Here is a 20,148-nt window from a genome sequence, read left to right on the forward strand (position 1 = left end):
GCGGCTCCGCCCCGTCAGCTCCGCTCCGGGAACGCCCCCTCCTCGCGGATGCGCTCGTTGAGCGCCGCCAGGAACACGCCCTCGTCGAGGTCGAGCGGTACCTCGCGTCCCGTCCAGCTCGAGTAGTGGATGGCGTTGGCGAGCCGGACCCCGAGGATCCCCTCCGCCCCGGGTGCGAGCAGCGGCGTGCCGTGCAGGATGCTGTCCGCGAAGTCCTGCAGGACGGCCGTGTGCTGCTCGCCCCAGACCGACGCCGACTCGATCCGCTCCGTCGTGGAGAGGCCCGCGGTGTCGTAGCGACCGCCGAGCAGGAGGCCCACGTCCTCGGCGCTGAGGGCGGCGCTGACCTCGCGCTCGGGGGCGTTCAGCCGGGTGATCGTCGCGACCCGGGAGTCGTCGACGACGATCCGGCCGCGGTCGCCGATGATCTCGAGGCGGTCGGTGCCGATCGGGTCGTGCGTCGTGGTGACCAGCACACCGGTCGTGCCCCCGCCGAAGTCGGCGAGCACCGTCACCTCGTCCTCCACCGCGATGTCGCGGCACCGCCCGTAGCCGGCCTTCGCGACCACCGACTCCGGCACTCCGCACAGCCACTGCCACAGGTCGAGCTGGTGGGGCGCCTGGTTGACCAGGACGCCTCCGCCCTCGCCTCCCCAGGTCGCGCGCCACGCGCTCTGGTCGAAGTAGGCCTGCGGCCGCCACCAGGTCGTGATGATCCAGTTCGAGCGCAGGATCCGGCCGATCCCGCCCTCGTCGACGACCTCCTTGAGCCGGCGGTAGAGCGGGTTGGCCCGCTGGTTGAACATGATCGCGAAGCGCTGCCCGGGATGGGCGGCGGCGGCCTCGTTCAGCTCCGCCACCTGCGCGGCGTAGACGCCCGCCGGCTTGTCGACCAGCACGTGCAGCCCGTGCTCGAGAGCGTCGATGCCGATCCCGGGGTGGAGGTAGTGCGGAGTGCAGACGACGACGGCGTCGACCTCCCCGCTCGCGAGGAGGGAGCGGTGGTCGGCGTGGAAGGACGCTCCGGGCGCGAGCGCGGCGGCCGCCGCCTCCCGGGCGGGGTCGACGTCGGCGACGGCGGTGACGACGAGGTCGCGCACTCTGCCGTCGGCGAGGAAGCGGGCGTAGGAGGAGCCCTGGGCGCCGAATCCGATGATGCCGAGGCGGACGGCGGTCATGGGAGGAGTCCTTCGTTCGGGGTGGAGTGGGGGATCCGCGCGGGCGCGCTCGGGGCGTAGGCGGCCTGGACGATCGCGAGCGACCTCGCCGCCTCGCGGGGCGAGATCCAGAAGGGCTCGTCCTCGCCGAGGCGGGCGTAGAAGTCGTGCACGAGCAGCTCGTGCGAGGCGCCCCAGTACGAGCGCCCGCCGGATCGGCGCTCCGTGTCCGGGACGACCTCGACGGATCCGTCGTCGCGCCGCACGGTGAGGGCACCGCGTAGCGAGACGGTGGCGCGCTCGGTGCGCAGGCGGAGCTCGACCGGCTCGTCCCACGCGTTCGCCACGGTCGCGTAGAGGACGCTGCGCGCGCCGGAGGCGTGGCTGAGCACCAGGTCGGCGGTGTCCTCGACCTCGATCGGAAGCAGGCGCGTGGAGGCGGAGCCGCTCACCGCGACCACGTCGCCGAGGAGCCACTGCAGGAGGTCGACGGTGTGGATCGCCTGGTTCATCAGCATCCCGCCGCCGCCCTCGGCCCGCATCCCGCGCCAGGGGCGGTCGAGGTAGTAGCCGGGAGCGCGGTGCCAGAGCACGATCGCGGCCGCACCTGTCACGGCACCCAGGGAGCCGGACGCCAGCAGCTCGCGGAGGCGCTGCACGGGCGGGTTGTAGCGGTTCTGGAAGCAGACGCCGATGCGCGCTCCGCCCCGCTCGGCCGCGGCGATCACCTGCTCGCCCTCGGCGACGGAGGAGGCGAGCGGCTTCTCGAGGAGCACCGCGACGCCGCGGTCCAGGGCCGCGACCGCCAGCGCGGCGTGCGTGCTGTGCGGAGTGCAGACGTGCACGACGTCGGGGCGGACGGAGTCGAGCATCCGGACCGCCTCGGGGAAGCCCGGCACCGCGTGCCTCTCGGCGGCCGCGGCGAGCCGGCCCGGGTCGGTGTCGCAGACCGCCACCAGCTCCGCGCCGGGTGCGGTGCCGATCGCCGCGAGGTGGACGGAGGAGATGTCGCCGCAGCCGATCACCGCCGCGCGGACGGTCATCGCAGGTCGATCCCGAGCGAGGAGGCGAGCCCCCGGAAGGCCCGAGCGGCCACCCCGAACGACTCGGGGCCGGAGAATCCGCCGAGGGCGTCCGTGATCGCGAGGTGCGGCTCCAGCGAGGCGACGCCCGTCCAGCCGTCGTCGCGCAGGGCGGTGAGCGTCTCGCGCAGCTGGCCGTCGCCCTCGCCGGCGGGCACCACGGTGCCGGTCGCGGCCACCGCGTCCTTCACCTGCAGGTAGTCGACGTAGGGCCGCAGCGCCGTCCAGCCGTCGTCGAAGGGCCGCACCCCGCACTGCACGAAGTTCGCGTTGTCCCAGGCGAGGCGCAGGGCGGGCGAGCCGACGGACTCGACCAGGTCGAGGATCCGCTCGGGGACGTCGCCGTAGATGTCCTTCTCGTTCTCGTGCAGCAGCACCACGCCCTCGCGCTCGGCGCGGTCGGCGAGCATGCGCAAGCGCAGCAGGACGTCGTCGCGGATGCTCTCGACCGGCACTCCCTCGCCCCGGTAGAACGAGAAGACGCGGATGCTCGGCGTGCCGAGGGCGTGCGCGGCGCGGATGACGCGGTCGAGGCGCGCGACCTCGAGCTCGGGATCGAGGGCGACGTCGACCTTGCCGATGGGTGAGGCGACGGCCGAGACGGACTGGCCGCCGCGCTCGAGCACGGCGGCGAGGCGGGCGAGGCGCTCGTCATCGAGGTCGACGACGTTCCGGCCCCAGGCGCTGCGCACCTCGATGCTGTGCGCGCCGAGCGCTCGGAGGACGGCGACCTGGACGACCGGGTCGGGGTCGATCTCGTCGCCGAAGCCGGAGAGGGTCCAGGGTGCGGGGTTCGCGGGTGCGGTGGTCGCGGGTGCGGGGGTCGCGGGTGCGGTGGTCACGGTGCGTGCCTCGTTCTCGTCGTCGGGAACCGGCGGGCAGGAGCGCCGCCGTGCCACGACCATACGCGTATTGGCAACCGATTGACAAGATCGGAGGCACGCCTCTACCGTCGGGAGCGTTCCGGGCCGCGGAGACGTCGGCCCCCACCGCGATCGGGAGGACTGCCGTGACCAGGATCGGCGTGCAGGCGATGATGCTGAAGGACGCGTTCGCCTCGGCGGGCGCCTTCGCGACGCTCCGGGAGGTCCGAGCGATCGGCTACCGGTCGGTGGAGATCTCGCAGATCCCGCTGACGGCGGCCACCGTGGCCGAGCTGCAGCGGGCGCGGGACGAGCTCGGTGTGGAGATCGCGGCGATCTCGGCGGGTCTGGCACCGGGGGACTCCCCGGGCGCCGCGCTCGAGGGCGGGCTCGCCGGGATCGTCTCCGACGCCCGCGCGCTCGGCGCGCGCACGGTCCGGATCGGCATGCTGCCCGCCTCCGCGGCGGCCTCGCCGGCCGCTCTGCTCGATTTCGCCGACCGCTGCCAGGCCGCCGCGGCGAGGCTCCGCGACGACGGGCTGAGGCTGCTGCTCCACAACCACCACCACGAGTTCGCGCGGCACGGCGGCCGCCTCCTGCTCGACGTCGTCGCCGAGCGGGCTCCGCTGCTGGGGCTCGAGCTCGACGTGCACTGGGTGCAGCGGGGCGGGCTCGATCCTGTGACGACGCTGCGCCGGTACGGGGAGCGCGTCGCCCTGGTGCACCTGAAGGACTACCGGGTCGGGCCGCCCGCCGACATGTCCGGCGGGTGGTCCGTGCACGCCTTCACCTCGAACGTGCAGTTCGCCGAGGTGGGGGAGGGCAATCTCGACTTCCCGGGGATCATCGGGACGAGCCTCGCGCTCGGCGTCGACCACCTCCTCGTCGAGCAGGACGAGCGCTACGGGCGGAGCGCGCTCGACTGCCTGCGGACCTCGCACGCGAACCTCGTCGCGATGGGGTTCTCGGACTTGTTCTGAGGAGCGGCCGAGGCTCCTCGCCAGGGATCGGAGCGGCCCGTTCTCCACCGCTCAGGGGCCCGGGTCCCCGCCGCGTCGGGCGCGACGGCACGCTGGCTCTCCGTGCCCGACCAGTCCGTGGTCGAGTGGACCGAGGACGCCGCCCCGCACGCCGAGGAGGAGGAACGACGACCGGGAAGACGACTGCGAACGATGGCTCGACGGCCCTCGGCTACCCGCCCGCGTACGGCCGCCCCGCTCCGGCCACCCTCCGCCCGGTCGATCGGGGAGCTCCGTTCCGTCTTCGCATCCGGGCGCAGCCCCGGAGAAGAAGCAGCCGGATCCGCCGGGGTCCGCCTCCGCTCCGCGGAGCGGAGGACAATGGAGGGACCCCCAGCGAAGGAGACCACCGTGGATCAGCCGCGCATGAACGTCGAGTCGTTCAACCTCGACCACCGCACCGTCGCAGCGCCGTACGTGCGCCTCGCCGACGCGAAGACGCTGCCCGGAGGCGACCACCTCGTCAAGTACGACGTGCGCTTCACCCAGCCCAACCGCGGGCACCTCGAGATGCCCACCGTGCACTCGCTCGAGCACCTGTTCGCCGAGAAGTCCCGCAACCACTCCGACCGCGTGATCGACTTCTCGCCGATGGGCTGCCAGACCGGCTTCTACCTGCTCCTCTCGGGCGAGCCCGAGCTCTCCGAGGTGCTCGGCCTGGTCGAGGCGACGCTCCAGGACATCACCGAGGCCGACGAGGTCCCGGCCGCCAACGAGACCCAGTGCGGCTGGGGCGCCAACCACTCCCTCGAGGGGGCGCAGGAGGCGGCGCGCACGTTCCTCGCGCACCGCTCGGAGTGGGAGACGGTCACCGCGTGAGCACGGCGATCGTCCTGGTCGCGATGGACGAGGAGGCCGCGCCGTTCCTCGCCGCCGCGTCCAGCGCCTCCGAGCCGCGCGCCGTCGGCAACGCGCTGCAGTGGGAGCTCGAGCTCGACTCCCGCGCGGTGCTGCTCGTCCGCACCGGCATCGGCCTCGTCAACGCGGCCGGCGGTCTCACCGCAGCGATCCTGCGGGAGGGCGGCTCCCGGCCGCTCGTGGTGAGCGCGGGGACCGCCGGCGGCCTGGGCGCCGACGTCCGCGTGGGCGAGGTCGTGATCGGCGCCGAGTACGTGCAGACCGACGCCGATGCGCGGGCGTTCGGCTACGCGCTCGGGCAGGTCCCGGGGATGCCCGCCCGCTACTCCGGGGACGACGCGGCGCTCGCCGCGGAGCTCGAGCTGCTGGAGGGGCCGCCGGTGCGCCGCGGCCTGATCGTCTCGAGCGACGTCTTCGTCTCGAGCGCCCACGTGGACCGCGTGCGGAACGACTTCCCCGGCGCGCTCGCCACCGACATGGAGTCCGTCGCCCTCGCGCAGACGGCGCACGTGCACGGGCTGCCGTTCGTCTCGGTCCGCGGGATCTCGGACCTCTGCGCCCCCGGCGAGTTCGAGGCGCACGTCGACGACGCGGCCGATCGCTCCGTCGCCGTGGTGCGGGCGCTGCTGCGCGGGCTCGGCGACCGGGACTGATGGACGGGCGGCCCTCCGCGACAGCGCGGAAGGGCCGCCCGGCGGTCAGTCGTTGCCGACGTGCTGGTCGCCGGCCTCCTGGGCCTTGTCGACCTGGCCGGCGAACTTCCCGCCGGTCGCGGAGTCGGCGGCGTCGCCCGCCTTGTCGAGTCCCTTGTCGGTCAGCTCCTCGCCCTTGTCGCTGTTCACGGCGTTCTTCGCCTTGTCCGCGAGTCCTCCGAGATCCACCATGGGGTCGTTCCTTCCGTCGATGAGCGCCCGTCGAGCAACGGGCCGCCGCCAGTCTCCGCCGCTCGGCGAGGATCTGCGCGGGGTTGCGTCTCACGGCCGCGCCGAGGAGGATGCGCCTCCGGCCCGGCCCGTCAGCCCGCTGCGCCGAGCCCCGTCACCGCACCGGCGATCGCCGTCGTCTCCTCGCCGTCCGGCCAGCGCAGCCGCACGCCCGGCTCCGTGACGACGCTCCCCACCGCGGCCGTCGCGGTCCAGGGTGTGCCCATCCTCGACTCCCCCCGCCGGTCGGCGGTGATCATCGCGAAGCCGGGGAAGCAGCCGAGCCAGTCGGCGGTGCCGGCCGCCTCGGGGACGGGGACCGCCGCGAGGTCGATCACCGCTCCTCCTCCGCTGGCCTCGGCGAGCATGCCGACCGTCCCCACCAGCCCGGCCATGCTCACGTCCTTCGCCGCCCTCGGCCGCGCGAGTCCGACGGAGGCGGCCATCGCCCGGAGCTCCTCCGCGCGCCGGGACGACGTCGAGTCCCACTGGGCGCCCGCGAAGCCGGGCCGCCAGCCGCCGCCGAGGTCGGCCGTCAGCGAGAGCTCGTCGCCCGGAGCGGCGGCGCCCGGCACCGGCGCCGCGGTACGGCCGAGACCGGTGACGCTCAGGGCCGCCGGCACTCCGAGCTGGGTGTGCCCGCCGAGCACGGGGACGCCCCAGGCGGCGGAGGCGGCCCGCAGACCGCTCACGATGCGCGCGGCGGCGGCCGCGTCGCGAGCGCCGATCGCGTCCATCAGCCCGATGCCGGTCGCGCCCATCGCGGTGAGGTCGTTGACGTTGACCAGCACCGAGCACCACCCCGCCCACTCCGGGTGGCGCTCCACCATGGACGGGACGATCGCGTCGCAGACGGCGATCAGGTCGCTGCCCGGGACCGGTGCTCCGTCGTCGCCGACGAAGCCGGCCCCACCGAGGCCCCCCTCGGCCGCCAGCGGAGCCAGAAGGGCGCCGAGGGCCGCCTTGGCCGCGGTGGCCGCCCGGTCGAGCCGGTCGACCGGCCAGCGCATCCGGGCGTGCTCGACTCGGGCGACGGTGCTCGTGCCGATCCTCCGCCAGCCGAGCCGCCGGAACAGCACCTCGTTGCGCAGCTGCACCGAGGCCTCGAAGCGGAGCACCCCGCGCGCCTCCGCCTCCGCGCAGGCCGCGCGCACGAGGGCGGCACCGATCCCGGAGCCGCCCCGCGCCTCGCGCGCCACCACCAGGCGGCTGCCGGTCCACCAGCCCAGATCGCGTCCGCCGCCGACAGGCGCGATCCGGACCCCGCCGAGCACCGCGCCGTCCGGAGCCACCGCGACGAGCACCACCGAGCGCGGATCGTCGTCGGCGTCGTCGTGGTCGTCGCCCGCGAACAGCCCCTGCTCGGCGACGAAGACCTCGCGCCGCAGGGCCCGGTGCGCGGCGAGCTCGCGCTCCTCCGCCCGCACCACCGTGAACGCAGGCGCGACCCGAACACCCTCGAGGATCGAGAGCTCCACCATCAGGCGCCGGCCGTCTTCAAGACGCCGCAGGCCCCGCACGCCGCGCAGCCCGCACTCTGGCCGCTGCTCAGCATCCCGGCCTCGATCAGGAGCGCGGCGACCTCGGCGCTGACCCGCTCCAGCAGTGACCCGGCCGGCGGGAGCACGTGGTCGACCTCGGTCGCCAGGGTCCCGCGCAGCGGACGGAAGGGCACCACGAAGGGGTAGACCCCCATCCCGATCAGCTCGCGGGCGCTCGTGACCAGCTCGTCCGGGTCCTCGCCGAGGCCCACCAGGAGGTAGGTCGAGACCTGGTTGCGGCCGAAGATCCGCACTGCCTCGCGCCACGCCCAGCGGTACTCGTCCAGGCTGACCCGCGCCTTGCCCGGGGTCCAGCGCTGCCGCACCGCGTCGTCCATCGACTCCACGTGGATGCCGATCGAGACGGCGCCCGCGTCCTTCAGCGCCTGCAGCGCCGAGACGTCGGAGGGCGGCTCGCACTGCACCTGGATCGGCAGCCCGGGGACCGCCGCGAGCACCGCGCGGACGCAGCGCGCGAGGTGGGCCGCTCCGCGGTCGCGGCCCTTGGAGGTGCCGGTGGTCATCACCATCTGGCGCACGCCGTCGAGGCGGACTGCCGCCTCCGCGACCTCGGCGAGCTGGGCCGGGGTCTTGACCGCGATGGTCGCACCGGCTTCGAGCGAGGCCTCGATCGCGCAGAAGCGGCAGCGCTCCGCCTCGTCGTAGCGCATGCAGGTCTGGACGACGGTGGTCGCGAGGATGTCACGGCCGTGCAGCCGGGCGATCTTCTCGTAGGAGACGCCGTCGGCGGTGTCGAGATCGTAGAAGCGCGGGCGGCGGACGGGAGTCACGTCCAGGCCGATGTCGGCGCCCTCGAGCAGGAGGCGGTTCCCGCTCACCACGTAGGGGCTGTCGGGGTTCACCGGGATCGCGGCGCCCAGGCCGCCGAGCATCACGTGCCCGTCGTCGCTCGGGCCGGCGCCGGCCTCGCGGTGCACCGGTGCCTCGACGCGGATGCCCTGCAGGGCGATGTCGACGCGAGTGCGGAGGGCGGAGGGGCCGGTGCGGCGGATCCCGGTCGAGTGCGCCCCGCCCGGGGAGTGCGCCCCGCCGACCGGGTGCGGGCCGGCGGCCGGGTGCGCCGCACCGGTTGCCGGCGGCGAGGACGCGGGGGAGGGACTGCGGAGATCGGTCACGAGGACTCCTTCGTGGCACCGCGGAGCGGGCCGGACGGGCCGCGCACAGCGGCGGCCGGGATGTCGGTGCGGTCGTCTCACCCCCCAGTCAAGGCGCCTCGTGTTTCGCCCTCGTGACGGGAGGAACGCGGTCTCGTTACGGATCCGCCGTCACGGGAGCTTCTTCCGGTGGAAACCACTCCGAAACATCCCGGCCGTTGACTGGACGCGTTCCACTCCGCACCACTGCTCCACCCCGGCGGACGTCGTCCCGCGTCGTCTCAGCGCATCCCGCCGGAGCCATGCACTCGCACGCCGCTTCGGCGGACCGACACCAGGAGGAACCATGTCCGTCTCCCAGGAGATCGAAGACCAGGTCAGCGCCAACATCGAGATGTCGCGCTCCGAGATCGCCCACCCGGCGCTCCCGAAGGGCAGCAACCTCTACGGCTCCACCAAGGTCTTCCCCGACTACCAGGCCGAGCCCGGGGAGTCGTACCTGACCCTCGTGCACGGCATCGCCCACGAGTCCTCGGTCAGCTTCGTCGCAGTGCTCCAGGCCACCCGCGCGGCGCGGAAGGGCTACGAGTCCGCGCTCTACTTCTACGGGCCCGGCACCATCAACGCGATGGCCACCCGCGGCTTCCCGACGGTCGGCGACTCCGGATTCCCCGGCGAGCAGAACCTCAACAACGCCATCGAGACCTTCATCCAGGAGGGGAACCGCGTCTTCGTCTGCCGGTTCGGCATGGCGCTCCACGGCCTCCGCGAGGAGGACCTGATCGAGGGCTGCATCCCCTGCCACCCGCTCGACGTGCAGGACGCGCTCATCCACTACGCCCGCAAGGGCGCGATCATCAACTCCACCTACAACCTGTAGGCGATCGCGATGACCCTCGTCGGATCGGTCGCGGCGAACTTCACCCGCGACCTGGATCAGAACTACGCGCTCATCGCCTCCCTGGCCGAGGAGGCCCGCGAGAGGGGAGTGCGCTTCCTGGTGCTCCCCGAGGCCGCGATCGGCGGCTACCTCTCCTCGCTCGGCAACCACGGCGACACGGTCGCCACCACCCGCCGCTCCCTCCCGCCGGCGGTGCGCCTGGACGGGCCGGAGCTGCGGCGGGTGCAGGAGATCGTCGGCGACCTGGTGGTGGCGATCGGCTTCTGCGAGCTCGACGACGACGGCGAGACCCGCTACAACGCGGCCGCGCTCCTGGACGGCGGGCAGGTCTACGGCAGCTACCGGAAGGTGCACCAGCCGCTGGGCGAGCACCTCTCGTACTCGCCGGGCCCGGGCTACGGCACCTTCGAGACGCCGGTCGGCCGGGTGGGCCTGCAGATCTGCTACGACAAGGCGTTCCCCGAGGCGGCGCGGTCGATGGCGCTGGACGGCGCCGAGATCATCGCCTCGCTCTCGGCGTGGCCGGCCGCTCGGACGGCGACGGCCGAGAACCTGCAGGAGGACCGCTGGACGTACCGGTTCAATCAGTTCGACATCGCCCGCGCCCTCGACAACCAGGTGTTCTGGCTCGCCTCGAACCAGTCGGGGACCTTCGGCTCGCTCCGCTACGTCGGGAACGCGAAGGTCGTCGATCCCGGCGGCAACGTGCTCGCGACGACGCTGCTCGGAGCAGGCATGGCCGTCGCCGACATCGACGTGCGCGGCGCCTTCGAGGCGATGCGCGGCGGGATGTTCCACCTGCGCGACCGGCGGCCCGGCGCCTACGACATCGACCGGGTCTGGAACGGAGGACTCGTCCATGCCTGAGATGACCTTCCACGTCCGCTGGCCGGACGGGGCGGAGGAGCGCTGCTACTCGCCGAGCCTGGTCGTGCACGAGTTCCTCGGGACCGGGACCGCCTATTCGCTCGAGGACTTCGTCGCCCGTTCGAGTGAGGCGCTGCGCATCGCGTCGGACCGGGTGCGGGAGCGGTTCGGGTTCGCCTGCACCTCCGCGATGCAGCAGGAGTCCGACATCCTCCGCACGGCGCAGCGCTTCGAGGGCGGCACGGTCAGGGTGCTCGCGATGGAGCCGCCCGCTCCGGCCGGGCAGCGGGTGCGGCCGTGAGCGCCGCTATCGAGCCCGGGCGCCACGTCGAGGTCGCGGTGGTCGGAGGCGGGCAGGCCGGGCTCTCGATCAGCCGGCACCTGGTCGACGACGGCATCGAGCACGTCGTGCTCGAGCGCGCGACCATCGGCCACGACTGGATCGACCGCCGCTGGGACGCCTTCACCCTCGTCACGCCGAACTGGCAGTGCCGCCTCCCCGGGTACCCTTACGACGGGCCGGACCCGGACGGATTCATGACGCGCGACGAGGTGCACGCGTGGGTGCGCCGCTACGCGCAGAGCTTCGACGCCCCCGTGGTCGAGGGCGTGGAGGTGAGCCGGCTCCGCGAGCGCGCCGGGGGAGGGTTCGAGCTGATCACGAGCGCGGGCGCGATCACGGCCGACCAGGTCGTCGTGGCGACCGGCGGCTACCACCGCCCGGTCCTCCCCGCCGTCGCCGCGCGGCTGCCGTCGGACGTGCTGCAGCTCCACTCCGCCGACTACCGCTCGCCGGAGGCGCTCCCGCCCGGCGGCGTGCTCGTCGTCGGCTCCGGGCAGTCGGGCGCGCAGATCGCCGAGGACCTCTTCCTCGCCGGGCGCGAGGTCCACCTCGCCCTCGGCAGCGCGCCGCGGGTGGCGCGCTTCTACCGGGGCCGCGACTGCGTCGCCTGGCTCCAGGACATGGGCGTGTACGACGTGCCCGTCCACGCGCAGGTCGGCGGGCTCACCAAGCGGGAGTCGACCAACCACTACGTGACGGGGCGCGGGGGCGGGCGGGACATCGACCTGCGCGCCTTCGCCCGCGACGGGATGCACCTCTACGGCCGACTGGCCGGGGTGGAGGGGTCCCGGCTGCGCTTCGCCCCCACGGCGGAGGCGTCGCTCGACTACGCGGACTCGGTCGCGGAGTCGATCAAGGACGACATCGACCGCTACATCGCGGCGCACGGCATCGACGCTCCCGAGGAGGACCGCTGCCGTCCGGTCTGGCGGCCGGAGTCCGAGGCGACCGGGCTCGACCTCGCGCGCATCGGCAGCGTCGTCTGGGCGGTCGGGTTCCGCTCCGACTACCGCTGGGTCGAGATCGGCGTGTTCGACGGCGCCGGCCATCCCACCCACCAGCGCGGAGTGACGAGCGTGCCGGGCCTGTCGTTCCTCGGGCTGCCGTGGCTGCACACCTGGGGGTCCGGCCGCTTCGAGGCGATCGCCCGCGATGCGGGGCACCTGGCGGAGGAGGTCCGGCGAGTGCGCGAGGCGGGGCGCTTCGCTCGGGAGCGCGAGTCGGATCTCGCCGGATAGCCTCCTCGCATGACGGAGACGGTGATGGGTGCGGTCGCAGCGCACTTCGGTCGCGACATCGACCGCACCCTCGCCAAGCTCGCCGGCATCATCGCTCACGCCCGCGAGCGCTCGGTCGACCTGCTCGTGCTCCCGGACGCGACCCTCGGCGGCTACCTGCTCGACCTCCAGCACCCCGGGCCGGACCTGCCGCCGAGCCTCGAGCTCGATGGGCCGGAGGTCGCCCGCGTGGCCGAGCTGGCGGGCGATCTCACCGTGTGCTTCGGGATCGCGGAGCGCGCGCTCGAGGGCGGTCGCGAGGTCCGCTACGACACCGCGGTCTGCGTGCACGGCGGGCGCTTGATCGGCACGCACCGCAAGGTCCACCTGCCGCTGGGCGAGTCCGAGGCGTACCTGCCGGGTCGCGGCTTCGCCGCCTTCGACTCGCCGATCGGGAGGATGGGGATGCTGATCGACTTCGACAAGACCTTCCCGGAGTCCTCGCGCTCGCTGGCCCTCGACGGCGCGGAGGTGCTGGCCTGCCTCAGCGCGTGGCCCGCGAGCGTGACCGACCGCTCCGATCGGATCCGCAACGACCGCCAGGCCCACCTGTTCGATCTCTACGACTGCGCCCGCGCCGCCGAGAACCAGGTCTACCTCGTCTCCTCGAACCAGACCGGCGTGCTCGGCGGCCTGCGGTTCCTCGGGCAGGCGAAGGTCGTGGATCCGGCGGGAGAGATCATCGCGAAGACCTGGGCGAAGGGCGGGCTCGCGCTCGCCTCCGCTGACGTCGCCGGCTCCGTCGCCCGCGCCCGCCGCACGATGCACCACCTCCGCGACCGCGCGGAGCACGCCTACCGGAGCTGAGATGCGGATCTGCCTGCTGACCTACTCCACCCGGCCGCGCGGCGGGGTGGTGCACACCCTCGCCCTCGCCGAGGCGCTCGCGCGCGCCGGACACGACGTCACGGTGCGCACGCTCGCCCGGGGCGGCGACGACTCCTTCTTCCGCCCTGTCGATCCGTGCGTGACCGTGCGGGTGGTGCCCTTTCCGCACCGCGAGGGCGAGCCGGTCGGCGCCCGCATCGTCCGGTCCATCGCCGCGATGGCCGAGGCCCTGCGGGGCGAGGACGCCCCGGTCGTCCACGCGCAGGACTGCATCTCGGCCAACGCGGCGCTCGCCGCCGGACTCGCGCCGATCCGCACGATCCACCACCTGGACGACTTCACCACCCCGGAGCTGCGCGCCTGCCACGACCGCGCCGTCCGGCTCCCCCTGACCCGGCTGTGCGTGTCCGCTGCGGTCGCCGAGGAGGTGCGCGCCGGCTGGGGGCTGCTGCCCGACGTGATCCCGAACGGTGTCGACGCGGCGCGGTTCGCGGCCGCCGTCGACGATCCGCTGACCGGGGGGTGGCGGGCTGAGCTCGGCCCGTACCTCCTCGCCCTCGGCGGCATCGAGCCGCGGAAGGGCAGCATCGAGCTGCTCGAGGCGTGGGCTCTGCTGCGCGAGCGCGGCCACGACGTCGCGCTGGTGTTCGGCGGCGGCGAGACCCTGTTCGACTACCGCGAGTACCGGGCCGCCTTCGACCGGAGGGCGGCCGAGCTCGGGATCGCTCCGGTGATCCTCGGCACCGTTCCGGAGGAGAGGCTCGCTCCGCTCGTCGCCGGCGCCTCCGCGCTGGGCTTCGTCTCGGTGAAGGAGGGGTTCGGGCTGGCGGCGATGGAGGCGCTCGCCGCGGGGGTGCCGGTCGTGGCGCGGGAGCTGCCGGTGATCCACGAGGTGTTCGGGGACGCGGTCCGCTACGGGCGGGACCCCGCCTCCTTCGCCGACGCGCTGGAGGAGGCCCTGACGCTGCCCTCGCCGGACGGCCGGGCCCTGGCCGCCTCGCACTCCTGGGACGACGTCGCGGCCGCGCATCTGCGGTTCTACGAGCGGGTGCTCGACGGCTCGGTTCAGAGCTCAGGAGGAACTCCTCCGGACGGGCCGGGATCCGCGCGAGCAGGCGTGCCCGGATGACTCCGTCCTGCCGCCTGGACACGATCGGGCGCCGCCGGTGACCCGCCGGTCGATCTCGCGCATCGTCACCGGTCTCGCCGACGCCGATCCCGACCGGATCGTCGCCGTGGCCGACGAGGGCGCGCTGACGGCGGGGGAGCTCGACCGCGAGAGCACCCGCCTCGCCCGCGCCTACCGCGATCTCGGCGTCCGGACCGACGACCTCGTCACCGTCTCGCTCTCGAACTCGCTGGACGCGCTCGTCGTCTGCGCGGCGGTCTGGAAGGCGGGCGCCGTGCCGCAGCCGGTCTCGACCGGGCTGTCGGCGGCGGAGCGCGCCGAGGTGGAGCGGATCGCGCGGCCGGCGCTCGTCATCGGCGCGCCCTCCTCCTCCGCTGTCCCGTGGCGCGCGGGCGACTGGCGGCCCGGGCCGGAGGTGCCGGCCGGCTCGCTCGAGGACCGATGGGCCTCGTCCTGGAAGGCGCCCACCTCCTCCGGCAGCACGGGGCGGCCGAAGGTGGTGCTGGCCGCGGGCCCGGCGCTGCTGGATTCGGACGCGCCGGTCGCGCCGTTCCTGCCGCGCGAGGGCGTGCAGCTGGTGAGCGGCCCGCTGATGCACTCGGCGACCTTCACCTACGCCTTCCGCGGGCTGATGACCGGGCAGCGCCTGGTGCTGCTGCCGCGGTTCGACGCCGCCCGGGTCCTCGCGGCGATCGAGGAGCACCGCGTCACCTGGACCCTGCTCGTCCCGACCACGATCCGCCGCCTGCTGGCTGCGCCCGAGCGGTCGGGGGCGGACGTGTCCTCGCTCGCGACGGTGCTGCACCTCGGAGCGCCCTGCGCGCCCGCCGACAAGCGGGCGCTGATCGGCTGGCTCGGCCCGGAGCGGGTGGTCGAGGTCTATGCGGGCAGCGAGTCGAACGGGCTGACGATGATCACGGGCCGGGAGTGGCTGGAGCACCCGGGCAGTGTCGGACGGCCGATCAGCGGGACGACCCTGCGCATCCTGCGGGAGGACGGCACGGAGGCTCCGACCGGCGAGCTCGGCCGCATCTGGCTGCACCGCGGCGAGGCCCCCGCCTACCGCTACCTCGGCGCGGGCTCGCGGCGGACGGAGGAGGGCTGGGACACCCTCGGCGACGTCGGCCGCGTCGACGGGGACGGGTGGCTCTGGGTGGTCGACCGCGCCGACGATCTGATCCTCCGGGGCGGAGCGAGCGTCTGGCCGGCCGAGGTCGAGCGGGTGCTGGAGGCCCTGCCCGGAGTCCGCGGGGCGGTCGCCTTCGGCGTGCCGGACACGGAGCTGGGGCAGGCGGTGGAGGCGGTCGTCGACGTGGGCGACGCGGGCGTGGACCCGGCCGGTCTGCTCGCTCGGGCGAACGCCGAGCTGGGCGCTGAGCGGCGCCTCCGGGCCCTCCGGATCGTGCACGAGCCCGTTCGGAGCGACGCGGGCAAGGTCCGTCGCTCCGCGCTCGCCCCCGTGGCGCAGACGCTCGGGACCCACCGTTCCGCAGGCACCCCGGATGGGCCAGAGTAGGCCCTGCGCCCCCGCGCACCGACCCCAGGGAGACCCGATGAAGTACATGCTGATCATGCGCGCGACCGATGCGGCGAAGGAGGCCTACGCCTCGATCCCGTTCGACGAGATCATCACCCGGATGGGGCAGTACAACGAGGCGATGATCGAGGCGGGCGTGCTGCTCTCGGGCGACGGCCTGGCCGACGATGTCGCCTCCTCCGGCTTCGTGGTCGACTTCTCCTCCGAGCCGCCGACCGTCGTCGACGGCGCCTACGGCCCGACCGAGTCGCTCTTCAACGGCTTCTGGATCATCGGGGTCGACTCGGAGGAGCAGGCCCGCGAGTGGGCGCTGCGCTGCCCGCTGGTGCCCGGCAACCGCCTCGAGGTGCGCCGGATCACCGACGAGAGCGACTTCGCGGAGTTCGCCGACAACGAGTACGTGCAGAAGGAGGCCGGCTGGCGCGAGGACGAGGCGGCGCGGGCCTCCGGGGACTGACGCGGCGGCGGGCGTCACGCCTCCGTGACGACGCCCGCCTCGACGTGCCAGTGCCGCGTCAGCTGCACCGTCTCGAGCATCCGCCGGTCGTGGGTGACCAGCAGCAGCGTGCCCTCGTACGCCTCGAGCGCCTCCTCCAGCTGCTCGATGGCGACGAGGTCGAGGTGGTTGGTCGGCTCGTCGAGCACCAGGAGGTTCGTGCCGCGGGCCTGGAGGAGCGCCAGGGCGGCCCGCGTCCGCTCGCCCGGCGAGAGCTCGCCGACGCGGCGGCCGACGTGGTCGGCCTTCAGCCCGAACTTCGCCAGCAGCGTGCGGACCTCGGCGGTCGGCCACTCGGGCACCAGCGCCTCGAACGCGTCCGCGAGCGGCACCTCGGCGGCGAGCATCCCGCGGGCCTGATCGATCTCGCCGATCGCCACGCTCGCTCCGAGGGAGGCGCCGCCCTCCTCCGGGTCGGCGCGGCCGAGGAGGAGCGACAGCAGCGTCGACTTGCCGGCGCCGTTGGGCCCGGTGATGCCGATCCGGTCGCCCGCGTCGACCTGGAGCGACACCGGCCCGAGCGTGAAGGCGCCGCGGCGGGCGACCGCGCCGTTCAGCGTCGAGACGACCGAGCTCGAGCGCGGGGCGCTGCCGATCGTGAAGGCGAGCTGCCACTCCTTGCGCGGCTCCTCGACCTCCTCGAGCCGCGCGATCCGGCTCTCCATCTGGCGCACCTTCTGCGCCTGCTTCTCGCTCGACTCCGCCGAGGCCTTGCGGCGGATCTTGTCGTTGTCGGGGGCCTTCTTCATCGCATTGCGCACGCCCTGGCTCGACCACTCCCGCTGGGTGCGGGCGCGGGAGACCAGGTCGGCCTTCTGCTCGGCGAAGTCCTCGTACTTCTCGCGGCGCTGGCGGCGCGCGGTCTCGCGCTCCTCCAGGAACGCGTCGTAGCCGCCTCCGTAGACCCGGTTGGTGCCCTGCGCGAGATCGAGCTCGAGCACGCGGGTGACGCTGCGGGCGAGGAACTCGCGATCGTGGCTCACGAGGACCGCGCCGCCGCGGAGCCCGCGGACGAAGGCCTCCAGGCGCTCCAGGCCGTCGAGGTCGAGGTCGTTGGTCGGCTCGTCGAGCAGCACCACGTCGAAGCGCGAGAGCAGCAGCGCCGCGAGGCCGACCCGCGCCGCCTGCCCGCCGGAGAGGGAGGTCATCGTCGAGGAGGCGGCCGCGGCGCCGAGCGACAGGCCCAGGTCGGCCAGGACGACCGGGGTGCGCTCGTCGAGGTCGGCCGCGCCGCTCGCGAGCCAGCGGTCGAGCGCGAGGGCGTACCGGTCCGCGATCGAGCCGTCGGGATCGGGGTCGGCCAGGGCAGAGGCGGCGGCGTCGAGCTCGGCGGAGGCCTCGGCGCAGCCGGTGCGGCGCGCGATGTAGCCGGCGACGGTCTCGCCCTCGCGGCGCTCGTGCTCCTGCGGTAGCCAGCCGACGAAGGCGTCGCCCGGCGAGAGCACGACGGAGCCCTCGAGCGGAGCCGTCTCGCCCGCGAGGATGCGCAGGAGCGTCGACTTGCCGGCTCCGTTCGCCCCGACGACGCCCACCACGTCCCCGGGGGCGACAGTCAGGTCGAGTCCGTCGAACAGGGTGCGGTGCGCATAGCCTCCGGAGAGGCCCTTGGCGACGAGGGTGGCGGTCACCGGTCCAGCGTAGGCGCGGGCGACTCGCTAGACGGCCTGGTGATCAGCCGGTCTAGGATGTGCGGATGAGCGACACGAGCCTGCGGAGCGGCGCCGGGTACTGGTACCCGGACGAGTCGTCCACCCGCCGTGCGGTCGAGGTGCTGAGCGCCATGCGCACGTACCGCGTCTCCGAGGTCTCGATGCGCCGCCGCACGCGCGAGCGGATGGCGATGGGCGAGACGGACCTGATCGCCATCCAGTACCTGCTCCGCCAGCAGCGCAAGGGCGAGCTGGTGACCGGCAAGGACCTGGCCTCGCACCTCTCCATCTCGTCCGCGTCGACCACGGTCCTCATCGACCGCCTGGTCCGCAGCGGCCACCTCGTGCGCAAGCCCAACCCGACCGACCGGCGCGGGATCGTCGTGGAGGCGACCGTCGACAGCGACGACGAGGTGCGCGCCACGCTCCAGGAGATGCACCGCCGGATGCTCGAGATCGCCGAGGACCTGGACGCCCCCGAGGCCGAGGTCGTCGTCAACTTCCTCCGCCGGATGAGCGCGGCCGTCGACGAGATCGACGCGGAGCACGGCGACGGTCACGATACGGACGAAGCGGACGACGCGGAACCCTCCGCAGCGAAATAGCTAGACGGACTAGTAATAAGCCGAGGGGCCTATAGTCTGGCGGCATGGGTCAATTCCTCTACGGCACTCCTCCCGCCGTCATCGAGATCGAGGACCGGACCCTGGCCCACCTCCAGATCGTGATCTACGCGAAGTTCCGCCGCGACGAGCGCTTCAGCCTCACCCTCGACTCGATGCCCGAGGGCGCGCGCGGCCGCCACTCCTTCTGGATGAACCCGAACATCGCCCTGCAGTTCCACTTCGCGGGGAGCCGGCAGCCGACGATCAACCCGACCTGGGTCGAGCTCCTGATGGACGCGGCGAACAGCGGCGGCGGGCTGCGGCTGCTCCCCGAACCCCCGTCCTGACCCGGTCCCGGTGAGGCCGACCCGGCCCGGACGACCGCGGAGCTCCCTGCACGACGGTGGATCCGCAGCACCGGCCTCCTGCGACAGCGCACGTGCCCCCGGCCGCCCCGTCTCCTAGGGTGGAGCGGGCGCCGCGGGGCGCGCGGAGGGCGGGGGACATGCGCAGGACGGTCATCGGAGCGACGGCACTGGCCGGGGTGCTCGCGCTCGCGGGGTGCTCGGCGCCCGCTCCGGCTCCGACGGTCACGGTCACCGTGTTCGCCACGGCGACGCCGACTCCGGTACCGGACCCGACCGTCACGGCGGCGCTCCCGCAGGCGACGGCCACGGTCTTCGCGCCGGTCCCCGAGGCGACGGTCACCTTCACGCCGAACGCGACACCGGACATCCCCGAGACCGCCTTCGCGGTCGACAACGGCGCGGTTCCCGGGGCGAACGGCGAGCCGACCCGCGACGGGGAGGGGGACATCGTGAGCTACACCGTGGTGCAGGGCGACACGTTCTTCGACATCGCGCAGCGCTTCGGGATCCCGGTGCAGCAGCTGCTCCGGATGAACCCGACGATCGCCGGAGCCGGCGAGGCGGTCTACATCAATGCAGTCATCAACCTCGACGCGAGCACGCTGGGCTGAGCGGCGAGCCGCGGAGGCGGCCGCCCGGAGCGACCCGGCTACTGCGACTTCGGCAGGACGTGGAACGCGACGGCGAGCGATCCCGAGATCATCAGGATGCCGCCGACGAAGAGGAATCCGGCGATGTCGGGCAGCAGGAACGAGTTGCCGAGAACGAGGATCCCGCCGAGGAACAGCACGAACGAGAGGACGACGCCCAGACCAGTCATGCCCTCATCGTACGCAGGTCACGGGAGCAGGAGGTCCGCGAGCTCCTCGGCGCCGGACACCAGCGCGATCGTCCCGACCGCCTCGAGCGGCGATCCGTAGCCCCACTCGACCATGATCGTCGGCACGCCGTGGGCGGCGGCGCCCTGCACGTCGTGCTCGCGGTCGCCCACCATCACCGGCGCCGAGAGGTCGACGCCGAGCTCGCGGAGCCGGCGCAGCGCCTCCTCCACGACGTCGGCCTTGGCGCTGCGGACCTCGTCCTCGGAGGCGCCGCAGATCACCGTGAAGTACTGCGCCAGTCCGTAGTGCTCGAGGATGCGCGTGGCCGCCGACTCCGGCTTGGAGGTCGCGAGCGAGAGCGGCACGCCGGCCTCGGCGATGCGCGCGAGCACCTCGGGCAGCCCCGGGTAGACCGAGGAGTCGAACAGTCCGCCCGCGTTGTAGCGGCGGCGGTAGACCACGAGCGCGGCCTGCGCCTCCTCGACGGTCATCCCGCCGAGCTCGCGGAACGCCTCGAGCAGCGGAGGGCCGACGTAGGCCAGCAGCTCGGCCGGAGCGGGCACGGGGCGGCCCAGCTCGACGAAGGTCTCGACGAGGGTGCCGGTGATGCCGGGGGCCGAGTCGGTGATCGTGCCGTCGAGGTCGAACAGGATGCAGGACCAGGTGCCGGCTCGCGCGTCGAGGCCGGTGGCGGCGAGGGTCGTGTCGGACATGGCGGGCTCCTGACCTCGGAGGACGGGGTGACGCCGGCGCTGCCCCGCCGGGGGCC

General features: G+C 73.7%; 23 protein-coding genes. 14 read left to right on the forward strand and 9 right to left on the reverse strand.

From position 1 onward, the window contains the following. Window positions 1-14: 14 nt before the first annotated feature. Genes C5C25_RS07970 through C5C25_RS07980 form a run of 3 tightly spaced genes read right to left on the reverse strand, consistent with a single transcriptional unit; the run spans window position 15 to window position 3,081 of the window. Window positions 15-1,178 carry a Gfo/Idh/MocA family protein gene (locus C5C25_RS07970; RefSeq protein WP_104250266.1) on the reverse strand — a complete coding sequence of 388 codons (1,164 nt, stop codon included), beginning with the start codon at window positions 1,176-1,178 and terminating at the stop codon, window positions 15-17. Beyond that, the gene (locus C5C25_RS07975) at window positions 1,175-2,200 is read right to left on the reverse strand and encodes a Gfo/Idh/MocA family protein (protein WP_104250267.1); all 1,026 of its coding nucleotides are present in this window, start codon (window positions 2,198-2,200) and stop codon (window positions 1,175-1,177) included. The genes C5C25_RS07970 and C5C25_RS07975 overlap by 4 nt, the downstream gene beginning before the upstream one ends. Further along, window positions 2,197-3,081, reverse strand: coding sequence for a sugar phosphate isomerase/epimerase (locus tag C5C25_RS07980; RefSeq protein ID WP_258068142.1), 885 nt, complete (start codon window positions 3,079-3,081; stop codon window positions 2,197-2,199). The genes C5C25_RS07975 and C5C25_RS07980 overlap by 4 nt, the downstream gene beginning before the upstream one ends. Window positions 3,082-3,248: 167 nt before the next feature. Here C5C25_RS07980 and C5C25_RS07985 point away from each other — a divergent pair, with 167 nt between their 5' ends. The 3 genes from C5C25_RS07985 (at window position 3,249) to mtnN (ending at window position 5,632) form a co-directional block, all read left to right on the forward strand. Then, the gene (locus C5C25_RS07985; protein WP_258068143.1) at window positions 3,249-4,082 is read left to right on the forward strand and encodes a sugar phosphate isomerase/epimerase; all 834 of its coding nucleotides are present in this window, start codon (window positions 3,249-3,251) and stop codon (window positions 4,080-4,082) included. 360 nt (window positions 4,083-4,442) lie between these two features. Continuing rightward, a complete protein-coding gene (locus tag C5C25_RS07990) occupies window positions 4,443-4,940 on the forward strand; it encodes an S-ribosylhomocysteine lyase (RefSeq protein WP_308470742.1) in 498 nt (165 codons plus the stop codon). Then, window positions 4,937-5,632 carry a 5'-methylthioadenosine/S-adenosylhomocysteine nucleosidase gene (gene mtnN / locus C5C25_RS07995; protein WP_258059322.1) on the forward strand — a complete coding sequence of 232 codons (696 nt, stop codon included), beginning with the start codon at window positions 4,937-4,939 and terminating at the stop codon, window positions 5,630-5,632. The genes C5C25_RS07990 and mtnN overlap by 4 nt, the downstream gene beginning before the upstream one ends. A 45-nt stretch (window positions 5,633-5,677) precedes the next feature. Here the strand turns inward: mtnN and C5C25_RS08000 are convergent, their stop codons facing one another. The 3 genes from C5C25_RS08000 to C5C25_RS08010 all read right to left on the reverse strand — a co-directional run bounded on the left by C5C25_RS08000 (window position 5,678) and on the right by C5C25_RS08010 (window position 8,579). After that, window positions 5,678-5,863 carry an antitoxin gene (locus C5C25_RS08000; protein ID WP_104222638.1) on the reverse strand — a complete coding sequence of 62 codons (186 nt, stop codon included), beginning with the start codon at window positions 5,861-5,863 and terminating at the stop codon, window positions 5,678-5,680. Between the two features lie 131 nt (window positions 5,864-5,994). Further along, the gene (locus C5C25_RS08005) at window positions 5,995-7,383 is read right to left on the reverse strand and encodes an MSMEG_0567/sll0787 family protein (RefSeq protein WP_104250269.1); all 1,389 of its coding nucleotides are present in this window, start codon (window positions 7,381-7,383) and stop codon (window positions 5,995-5,997) included. Further along, on the reverse strand, window positions 7,383-8,579 hold the full coding sequence (locus C5C25_RS08010; RefSeq protein WP_258059779.1) for an MSMEG_0568 family radical SAM protein: 1,197 nt from the start codon (window positions 8,577-8,579) through the stop codon (window positions 7,383-7,385). Before C5C25_RS08010 ends, C5C25_RS08005 begins: the two co-directional genes overlap by 1 nt. A gap of 325 nt (window positions 8,580-8,904) precedes the next feature. Here C5C25_RS08010 and C5C25_RS08015 point away from each other — a divergent pair, with 325 nt between their 5' ends. From C5C25_RS08015 to C5C25_RS08050, 8 genes are read left to right on the forward strand one after another with little or no spacing between them, the layout of a single operon-like run. Further along, window positions 8,905-9,438, forward strand: coding sequence for an MSMEG_0572/Sll0783 family nitrogen starvation response protein (locus tag C5C25_RS08015; protein ID WP_104222636.1), 534 nt, complete (start codon window positions 8,905-8,907; stop codon window positions 9,436-9,438). A 9-nt stretch (window positions 9,439-9,447) separates the two neighbouring features. After that, on the forward strand, window positions 9,448-10,326 hold the full coding sequence (locus C5C25_RS08020) for a carbon-nitrogen hydrolase family protein (RefSeq protein WP_104250270.1): 879 nt from the start codon (window positions 9,448-9,450) through the stop codon (window positions 10,324-10,326). Next, complete coding sequence (locus C5C25_RS08025; protein ID WP_104250271.1) at window positions 10,319-10,627, forward strand: MSMEG_0570 family nitrogen starvation response protein; 309 nt, start codon at window positions 10,319-10,321, stop codon at window positions 10,625-10,627. The genes C5C25_RS08020 and C5C25_RS08025 overlap by 8 nt, the downstream gene beginning before the upstream one ends. Further along, the gene (locus C5C25_RS08030; RefSeq protein WP_219814394.1) at window positions 10,624-11,907 is read left to right on the forward strand and encodes an MSMEG_0569 family flavin-dependent oxidoreductase; all 1,284 of its coding nucleotides are present in this window, start codon (window positions 10,624-10,626) and stop codon (window positions 11,905-11,907) included. Before C5C25_RS08025 ends, C5C25_RS08030 begins: the two co-directional genes overlap by 4 nt. A gap of 9 nt (window positions 11,908-11,916) precedes the next feature. After that, window positions 11,917-12,753 carry a carbon-nitrogen hydrolase family protein gene (locus C5C25_RS08035; RefSeq protein ID WP_104250272.1) on the forward strand — a complete coding sequence of 279 codons (837 nt, stop codon included), beginning with the start codon at window positions 11,917-11,919 and terminating at the stop codon, window positions 12,751-12,753. Between the two features lies 1 nt (window position 12,754). After that, the gene (locus C5C25_RS08040) at window positions 12,755-13,903 is read left to right on the forward strand and encodes an MSMEG_0565 family glycosyltransferase (RefSeq protein ID WP_104222632.1); all 1,149 of its coding nucleotides are present in this window, start codon (window positions 12,755-12,757) and stop codon (window positions 13,901-13,903) included. Between the two features lie 37 nt (window positions 13,904-13,940). Then, window positions 13,941-15,419: an AMP-binding protein gene (locus C5C25_RS08045; RefSeq protein WP_104250273.1), complete on the forward strand. Its 1,479-nt coding sequence runs from the start codon at window positions 13,941-13,943 to the stop codon at window positions 15,417-15,419. A 37-nt stretch (window positions 15,420-15,456) separates the two neighbouring features. Then, entirely contained in the window at window positions 15,457-15,897 is a 441-nt protein-coding gene (locus C5C25_RS08050; RefSeq protein ID WP_104250274.1) for a YciI family protein, read from the forward strand. A gap of 14 nt (window positions 15,898-15,911) precedes the next feature. Here the strand turns inward: C5C25_RS08050 and C5C25_RS08055 are convergent, their stop codons facing one another. Continuing rightward, window positions 15,912-17,564 (reverse strand): ABC-F family ATP-binding cassette domain-containing protein, encoded by a 1,653-nt coding sequence (locus C5C25_RS08055; protein WP_104250275.1) that lies wholly within the window; start codon window positions 17,562-17,564, stop codon window positions 15,912-15,914. A 65-nt stretch (window positions 17,565-17,629) separates the two neighbouring features. Between C5C25_RS08055 and C5C25_RS08060 the strand changes: the two genes are divergently transcribed. The 3 genes from C5C25_RS08060 to C5C25_RS08070 all read left to right on the forward strand — a co-directional run bounded on the left by C5C25_RS08060 (window position 17,630) and on the right by C5C25_RS08070 (window position 19,169). After that, window positions 17,630-18,190, forward strand: coding sequence for a MarR family winged helix-turn-helix transcriptional regulator (locus C5C25_RS08060; RefSeq protein WP_104250276.1), 561 nt, complete (start codon window positions 17,630-17,632; stop codon window positions 18,188-18,190). Between the two features lie 44 nt (window positions 18,191-18,234). After that, a complete protein-coding gene (locus C5C25_RS08065) occupies window positions 18,235-18,537 on the forward strand; it encodes an ATP-dependent DNA ligase (protein ID WP_104225758.1) in 303 nt (100 codons plus the stop codon). Between the two features lie 158 nt (window positions 18,538-18,695). Then, window positions 18,696-19,169, forward strand: coding sequence for a LysM domain-containing protein (locus tag C5C25_RS08070; protein ID WP_104222627.1), 474 nt, complete (start codon window positions 18,696-18,698; stop codon window positions 19,167-19,169). 38 nt (window positions 19,170-19,207) lie between these two features. Here the strand turns inward: C5C25_RS08070 and C5C25_RS16505 are convergent, their stop codons facing one another. Both C5C25_RS16505 and C5C25_RS08075 read right to left on the reverse strand, forming a co-directional pair. Beyond that, window positions 19,208-19,378, reverse strand: a complete 171-nt coding sequence (locus C5C25_RS16505; protein WP_159911733.1) for a hypothetical protein — start codon at window positions 19,376-19,378, stop codon at window positions 19,208-19,210. Window positions 19,379-19,396: 18 nt separating this feature from the next. Next, complete coding sequence (locus C5C25_RS08075) at window positions 19,397-20,092, reverse strand: HAD hydrolase-like protein (RefSeq protein ID WP_104222626.1); 696 nt, start codon at window positions 20,090-20,092, stop codon at window positions 19,397-19,399. Window positions 20,093-20,148 lie beyond the last annotated feature (56 nt).

The sequence above is a fragment of the Rathayibacter sp. AY2B9 genome, assembly GCF_002931595.1.
Classification (GTDB): domain Bacteria; phylum Actinomycetota; class Actinomycetes; order Actinomycetales; family Microbacteriaceae; genus Rathayibacter.